This is a genomic window from Microcystis sp. (genome assembly GCF_048564745.1).
Taxonomy (GTDB): Bacteria; Cyanobacteriota; Cyanobacteriia; order Cyanobacteriales; family Microcystaceae; genus Microcystis; species Microcystis ichthyoblabe_A.
On record NZ_JBLZRT010000149.1, the window covers coordinates 1 to 7,600 of the forward strand.

The window sequence follows — 7,600 nt, forward strand, 5'->3', positions numbered from 1 at the left end:
CGCTTTGATAATGTACCTTTTGGGCGAACGCAGTTCGCCCCTACATTGTGGACAAAATCCGTTACTGTAGGGGCGCAAAGCTTGCGCCCTCCGATCGATCAGGTTTGCTGATCACCCTAAGTAGGGCGAGAGCCTTCGAGATGTTAGGGACTTGCGCTTTGATAATGTGCCATCTGGCTGGTCTAATTCTTCTACAGAGCGATTTTCTGGCTGGGATATTATTCCCACGCAAGTCCCTAACTGATGACTAATAACTTTTAAATTTTTAACTTTAAGCAAATGCGTAATAGCGGACTCCTATCAAAAACCAAAGTCAAACTGAAACGGAAAAAAACGCTCACCTCGCCGACGCGGCCAGCACCGAATAAATTACAGAATAAAATCAAAGATAAAGAGCGTCTAGTCGGTCGTCAGCGTCAGTCATGGCTAATTATGGGATTAATTAGCCTTGTCCTGCTAGGAGGAGTTGGCTCGCGCTTGGCCTATTTACAACTGCAGCAAGGGCAAATTAACCGAGAAAGGGCAGAAAATAACCGGATTCGCATTCTTCCCAAACCCCCAGTCCGGGGCAACTTATTCGATCGCAATGGCAAAGTTTTGGCCACGGCCCGCTTAACCCATGCGGCCTATATTTGGCCCAAATCCCAGCGTAATCCCGCTCAAAAACTCAATCTTGACCGTTTAGCCAGTATTTTAGGCATTCCCAGAAGCGACCTAGAAAAACGCATTAACGAAGCGGACGAAAACCCCTCCACCCTGATCCGCATCGCTAGGGGTTTAACTCCGGCCCAAATTATCGCCCTAGAGGAATACAAAGACGAATTAACCGGCATTGAAGTGGACGTGGAATCAGTGCGCTACTATCCCAATGGTAAAATCGGGGCGCATATTCTCGGTTATACCGGGGAACTAACCCCAGAGGAATATCAAGCCAAAAGACGACAGGGCTACCGATTGGGAGATGTCGTCGGTAAAATGGGTGTAGAAGCCGCCTACGAGTCAAAATTGCGGGGAGAATGGGGAGGAATGCAGTTAGAGGTCAACGGATCGGGACAAGTAATCCAAATTCTCGGCCAAAAAATTGCTAAACCGGGCCAAGATGTCACCCTGACACTAGATTTAAAACTCCAAAAAGCCGCCGAGGCCGCTTTAGGAAAACGCAAGGGTGCGATCGTGGCGATCGATCCCCGGGATGGTTCCGTGCGGGCCATGGTCAGTTATCCTAGTTTTGATCCCAATGTTTTCTCGGCCCCAATTACCACCGCCACTTGGAAAAAACTGCAAGCGGAGGGCAACCCGTTTGTTAACCGCGCTCTCCAAGGATTCCCCCCCGCTTCCACCTTTAAAGTCGTCACTGCCACTGCTGGCATGGAATCGGGTAAATTTCCCCCCAATACGGTCTTAAATACCTTTGCCGCCCTTTATGTGGGGGGGACAGCTTTTGGAGAATGGAATCACGCCGGTTTTGGTCCGATCGGTTTTGTCCGGGCCATGGCCATGAGTAGTAACACTTTTCACGGTCAAATTGGTCGCGGAGTGGGGGGACCGGCTTTAATTGCCACGGCTCGGCGCTACGGTTTCGGTCAGAAAACCGGGATAGAATTAGCGGAAGAAACTCCGGGGTTAATTGCCGATCGCGATTGGAAGCTGCGTAATTTTAAAAACTGGGATTGGTCCGTAGGGGATACGATTAATATGTCGATCGGTCAAGGATTTACCCTCGCAACTCCCCTACAGGTAGCTGTGATGTTTGCTGTCCCCGCTAACGGTGGTTTTTTGGTGAAACCGCACCTTTTACAGGATGCCCGGGATGTTAAGGAATGGCGAAAATCTTTGAACATGAAACCTAGCACCCTAGACACCCTGAGAAAGTCCCTGAGAGCCGTGGTAGCGGAAGGAACGGGGCGGGCCCTATCAGACCCCGCTTTACCGCCTGTAGCGGGCAAAAGCGGCACAGCAGAAGCACCTCCGGGCAAGTCCCACGCTTGGTTTGGAGCTTTCGCCCCCTTCGACGTAGCTCAGGGTAAACCCTTCGACAAGCCCGAAATTGTCGTGGTCGCCTTTGCGGAACATTCCGGCGGTGGTGGTGGTAAAGTGGCCGCACCTATGGTACGTCAGGTAATGGAGGCTTATTTTAATGTCAAACCCAAAGAAGAAAAACCCCGGCCGAAGCCTTAGAGACCTGTGGCGGTAAGTGGCACACAGCGTACGGTAATTCCCGTCGCCGTGGCGATTTTTTCCGCCCAAATTGCCAATATTTCAGCGTTTACGGGTTTGAGAATTTGCATTCCGTCGGCAGCGGTGAGGGGATTATTACCGCGGGTTTCTAATTGTCTTTGTCTGGCCCGGGGACGGGTCGGGGTGTTAAGTTGAATTTCATCCGGTTGTAGCTGTTGCATCAAATCGATATACTGGTCTTGCTCTTGGGGCGACCAAGAGGCCAGCACCATGGTTTGAATTGCTAGTTTTCCCGACCATTCTTGGCGAAATTGTCTTAATCCCGACCAAAGACCCTGCCAATCCAGGCCGGGGACTGGACGGTTAACCCGTCGCCATTGGGACTCGGAAACAGCATCGATTTTAGCGGCGACGATATCAGCTTTGCTCAAGTCTTGACGCACTCGGGCATCTCCCAAGAGGGTACTATTGGTTAAGACCGCCACCGGCCGCCTGGTCATTTCCTTGACGGTGGCCAGTATTTCCCCTAAATTGAGGGCGAGGGTGGGTTCCCCGCTACCACTAAGAGTGACTATATCCACGTCCCAAGGAGCAAAAGCCCTTAAATCCCTGCTAATTTGTTCGCTAGTGATAAAAATTCTTCGCTGCTCGGTTTTTTGCTCAATTTCTCCTAACTGACAGTAGGCACAGTTAAAGGAACAGGTGGAAACTAAACCAATCGGATCAATGCCCAGGGAACTGCCGAAACGCCAAGAGGCAACCGGACCATATACGGAGCAGAAATAATCCTGGGGAGCAGTCATCGAAAATACCGAAAGAAGACGGAGAGGGAGGGATTCGAACCCTCGGTACGGTCTTACGATTCGTACAACAGATTAGCAATCTGCCGCATTCGACCACTCTGCCACCTCTCCAAGATGACATTATTTTAGTCTAACATAAAAGGCTGATTTTTGGCAAGTAATTTTTGGGCAGTTAATCGCCTAAACGACCATCCTCCATATTGACAATGCGATCGGCGATGTCGAGAATCCGGTTATCGTGGGTGACAAGTAAAATCGTGCAACCTTGTTCTTTTGCCAATTTCTGCATGATTTCCACCACATCCCGCCCGGATTGTTTATCTAAGGCCGCGGTCGGTTCATCGGCGAGGACTAATTTGGGATGACTGACGAGGGCGCGAGCGATCGCAACCCGTTGTTTTTGTCCCCCCGATAGATCGTGGGGATAGTAATCAACGCGGTTGCCTAAACCCACTGACTCTAGAATTGCCGCCGCTTTTTGATCGAGATCTTGTTCTAAAAACTCCTCGTGCAGTTCCAAAGACATCCTAACGTTTTGTTTCGCTGTGAGGAATTTTAGTAAATTATGTGATTGAAAAATATAGCCAATTTGTCGGCGAATTTTCAGCATTTTGCCCTTACTAATTCCTAACATTTCTTGGCCGAGAATTTTTAAACTGCCCGCTTGTGCAGATCGCAAACCTCCCATTAAACTCAATAAAGTAGTTTTCCCCGATCCCGAAGGACCAGTCATAATCACTACTTCCCCCGCTTTAATTTCCAGATCGATATCGTATAAAACCTGTTTTCTTAATTCCCCCGTGCCAAAATAGTAATTTAAGCCTTTAATGGCAATTACGGGTTCATTAGGGCTAAAATCCCCTAATTCTCGCTCTTTTTGAAAAATCAGCATTATTTCACCCTTGATAGCTTAGAAAATATCGGCTGGATCTGCTGTCCTTAATTTGCCCATGGCGACAATTCCAGAGGCAATACACATAATAATTGTTAGGATTAAAACTTCGATCGCCCTAGCGGTAGTCATCACTATGGGTAAAAGTGTAGCGGAGGAAGCGAGATTATAAACACCGAGAGAAACGATAAACCCCGGTATATACCCCAAAACGGCTAGTAATAAAGCCTCTTGCATCAAAACCCCGACTAAATACCAATCACCGTAACCCATAGCTTTTAGGGTAGCGTATTCGGGTAAGTGATCGGTGACATCGGAATAGAGAATTTGATAGACAATGACGATACCGACGATAAAACCGACTACTGTACCTAAACCAAAGATAAAACCAATCGCTGTACCATTTGCCCAATAGGTTTTTTCCCTTTCAGCAAATTCTTTTAAAGTAAGGACTATTACTTCATTTTTAGGGAAAAGTGCCTGTAAATTGGCCTTAACTGCTTCGATATTTGCCCCCGGTTGCAGTTTCACCAGTCCTATATCGATTTCGTGGGGTTGACGTTCGGGAAAGAGCCTTAAAAAGGTAGAATCACTGGTAATGACGTTACTATCGGCAGCAAAGGAGGCACCAAGGGTAAAAATTCCCGCTACCTGTACCTCTTTTTTATTTAACTGAACTGTCAAATCGTGGTTTTTCTGGAGTAAATCGGCAATTGGACCGAATTCTGGTCTTCCTGCTTGATCGTATAAGACGCGATTTAACATCTTTAGATCACTGGATTTTTGATTGACTTCTGGGAGGGTAAAAACCCGTTGACTGGGATCAAAACCAAAGACTAAAGTAGTTCTTTCTAGGGCAGTTTCGGGATTGCGCCACTGGGCCGAAGCAATATAAACTGAGGCTAAAGATTGAATGCCCTCGACTCTTTGAGCTTGGTACAAGCGATCGCGTGAGAAACTTTTCACGGCAAAGAGGGTATCAAATTGGGGATTAATCAGGACTAAATCCGCATCGAGAACATAATGAGGTTTAACGGAAGCATCAAATAAGGCATCCCGAAACCCCAACTGTGTAAAAATTAGGAAGTCAGCAAAAGCAATCCCGGCAATAGCTACAATCAAACGGGTTTTCTCTCGCGTCACCTGTAACCAAGATAGGGGCGTTTTTTTGAATAGATGGGTTAGTTTCATGGAAAACCTACTCATTGATAGTTACAGTTACTTGCGAATTGGTTAAACCTGCCACTTTTTCACTGTTTTCGCGATCTAAGGCAATGCGGACAGAGATAACTTTGCGATCGAAGTTTTCTCCCGGTTGATTGCTGAAGATATTTTGTTGGTCAACTTTTAAAGCAATTAAGCGCACTTTCCCCCTAACTTCGCCCTTAAACGCCGATCCGGTAATCGTGGCAGTTTGTCCCTTGCGAATTTTCCCGATATCGCTTTGATAGATTTCGGCAATTACTTCCATGCGATCGGTTTCAGCAAGGTCAACAATTCCTTGATCGCTAATTTGTTCCCCGATACGGGTATTGACTTTAATCACTTTGCCGGTAATTGGCGATCGAATATAAGCCTGATTTAACTCGGTTTGGGCCTTTTTAACGGCAACTAGGGCAGCATTTACCTCCGCTTCGGCTGCCCGCACATCGACTCCCCGCACTTCCGAGACTTGATTTAAAGTGGATCTGGCCTCTTTGATCTGCTGTTGACCGGTGGATTCAATCCGGGCTAGGGTAGTCTTGGCTTCTTGTATCTGTTGTTTACCGGTGCTTTCAATTCTCTCTAGGGTAACTTTTGCTTCTGTTAGTTGTTGATTACTGGTTTCTAAATTCAGTCTTTTAGTATCAAAACTAGAGGCGGAAATTGCCCCTTCTTGATAGAGTTTTTCGTAGCGATCAAATTCAGCTTTGGCATTGCGATATTCTGCTTCTAATTTGCCAATTGTCGCTTTTTGGGCAGCCCTATCCCCTTCTAATTGCGCTGTTAATCTTTGGATAGTTGTCCGTTGGTTTGCTTGATCCCCTACCCATTGTGCTTCGATTTTTCGCACGTTAGCGGCATTAGCATCGATTTCACCGACTTTTGCCCCAGCTTTTACCTGTTCTAGTTTGGCTGCGGCTACTTTCACCTGTTCTTGTGCCTGTCGCAGGTTATCCTCTAATCTTTCCCGACTTTCGAGAATGGCGATTATTTGTCCCGTTTTGACGCTATCTCCTTCATCGACTAATAATTGCATGACTCGATCGGAATCAAGCAACATCGGGGCAGATATGCTGATAATTTCTGTCCTCGGTTCAATTCTGCCTAAAGCGGTGATTTTTTGCGGTACGGTTGACGCAATTACAGGGGTTTTGGTTTCGGGTTTGCTGGCGAATTGGGAAAGACTATAAAAGGTGGTTATTCCTAATAATCCTGTGCCTAATACTATTAACCCGATCATTAACTTTTGATTTGGTTTCACAAAAGTTTTACCTTTCATACTTTTTTAGTTAATAAGTGATTGTTGGGGGTTAACAGTTTTTCTGCAAATAAGTAGTAAGAATTTTACCTAATAATTCCATTTGTTCATCGATCACAATCTGTTCATTGCACCACAGGCGCTCTAATATCAGTCCATTAATAACGCTGACAACTAACCAAGCTACACTCGGATCGCTAATACCTAAAATCTCGATTACTGCCTGATGATAGCGGCGATCAACGCGCTCAAAAAGTTGACTACGACTCAGTTCTTCTCGTCCTTGGTATTGAGAATAATCAATCCATAAGAATAATTGTTTGATGCAGTAATTCTCGCGATTAGTCATAAATTTGCCGAGAATTTTTAGCTTTTCTGTCAGGGTTTTTCCTCGATCAATCTCGGCTTTAGCTAATAAAACATCCTCTCGGCACATCTCCTCGACTAATTGCTCGAAAAGTGCCGCTTTACTGGGAAAGTAGTGGTACAGCGTTCCCGTGGACACTCCCAATCCTTGCGCTAATTCTCTCGTCGTCATGTTAGCATAGCCTTTCTCGGCAAAGAGTTCGGCACTTTTTAAGAGGAGTTCTTTTCGGTATTGTTCTACATCTACTATCTTAGGCATAAATTTAATATCGAACGTTCGTTATATTTTAGCTTAACATTACTATAAATGGGGAAATCGGCTGTCCCTTTGCCTGTATGCTAGAAAGAGGAGCTAATTCGTTATTGAGCGAGCTTTTTCGCAAGGATTGACAGTATGGGTAATATTCACGAGCAGTTATTAGAGGAATTAGCCGAAGTGGAGTGGAGTGACTTAATCCCCCATGCTCAAAGGGATGCGCTGATTCTGGTTTCCGATTCCCTCAATTTAATCGAAGTGGCAGAAGCGATCGCTGGTGATCAGGTTGCTCAAGTGCAGAATTGGATCGGGGAAAAACTACTGGAAAAACCGACACAAGAGCAGTTAAGCGATTGGAATTCCCATCCCGATAACCTTTTTAATACACTAATCGTGCAACCTTTTGTGTTAATTCAGACCATAGCTTAGATAAAACCAAACCCCCCAATCTGGTGAGATTGAGGGGTAGGAAAGAATAATCCTGGCATCGAGCTATTGTCCCAGTCGGCAACCCGACAAGTATCTTGGCCACGGTGAAGTTTCACAACCGAGTTCGGGATGGAATCGGAGTGGTGCCATCACGTTAAAGACACCAGGAAGGGTAGAACCCTCAAGACTGCAAAAGCTAGGGAAAAAGTGGTGAA

The 7,600-nt window shown here is 46.1% G+C and carries 7 protein-coding genes, 1 tRNA gene and 1 rRNA gene; 2 read left to right on the forward strand and 7 right to left on the reverse strand.

The features are described from left to right. Positions 1–279 precede the first annotated feature (279 nt). On the forward strand, positions 280–2,178 hold the full coding sequence (mrdA, locus tag ACOCD9_RS16190; RefSeq protein ID WP_419547949.1) for a penicillin-binding protein 2: 1,899 nt from the start codon (positions 280–282) through the stop codon (positions 2,176–2,178). On the opposite strand, the gene ACOCD9_RS16195 is transcribed toward mrdA, so the two are convergent. The 6 genes from ACOCD9_RS16195 to ACOCD9_RS16220 form a co-directional block, all read right to left on the reverse strand. Then, positions 2,175–2,981 (reverse strand): radical SAM protein, encoded by an 807-nt coding sequence (locus ACOCD9_RS16195; protein ID WP_419547950.1) that lies wholly within the window; start codon positions 2,979–2,981, stop codon positions 2,175–2,177. The two genes, mrdA and ACOCD9_RS16195, sit on opposite strands and share 4 nt — an antisense overlap. Before the next feature lie 19 nt (positions 2,982–3,000). Further along, positions 3,001–3,092: transfer RNA gene (locus ACOCD9_RS16200), tRNA-Ser, on the reverse strand. A gap of 61 nt (positions 3,093–3,153) precedes the next feature. Then, the gene (locus ACOCD9_RS16205) at positions 3,154–3,873 is read right to left on the reverse strand and encodes a DevA family ABC transporter ATP-binding protein (RefSeq protein WP_419547951.1); all 720 of its coding nucleotides are present in this window, start codon (positions 3,871–3,873) and stop codon (positions 3,154–3,156) included. A gap of 18 nt (positions 3,874–3,891) precedes the next feature. After that, entirely contained in the window at positions 3,892–5,064 is a 1,173-nt protein-coding gene (gene devC / locus ACOCD9_RS16210; protein WP_419547952.1) for an ABC transporter permease DevC, read from the reverse strand. 7 nt (positions 5,065–5,071) lie between these two features. After that, positions 5,072–6,355: an ABC exporter membrane fusion protein gene (locus ACOCD9_RS16215; RefSeq protein WP_419547953.1), complete on the reverse strand. Its 1,284-nt coding sequence runs from the start codon at positions 6,353–6,355 to the stop codon at positions 5,072–5,074. Positions 6,356–6,386: 31 nt separating this feature from the next. Further along, positions 6,387–6,959: a TetR/AcrR family transcriptional regulator gene (locus tag ACOCD9_RS16220; RefSeq protein ID WP_419547954.1), complete on the reverse strand. Its 573-nt coding sequence runs from the start codon at positions 6,957–6,959 to the stop codon at positions 6,387–6,389. Positions 6,960–7,094: 135 nt separating this feature from the next. On the opposite strand from ACOCD9_RS16220, the gene ACOCD9_RS16225 reads away from it, so the two are divergent. Then, positions 7,095–7,385 carry a DUF2288 domain-containing protein gene (locus ACOCD9_RS16225; protein ID WP_002745388.1) on the forward strand — a complete coding sequence of 97 codons (291 nt, stop codon included), beginning with the start codon at positions 7,095–7,097 and terminating at the stop codon, positions 7,383–7,385. A 50-nt stretch (positions 7,386–7,435) separates the two neighbouring features. Here ACOCD9_RS16225 and rrf read toward each other — a convergent pair. Further along, positions 7,436–7,553 (reverse strand): 5S ribosomal RNA (gene rrf / locus ACOCD9_RS16230). Between the last annotated feature and the right edge of the window lie 47 nt (positions 7,554–7,600).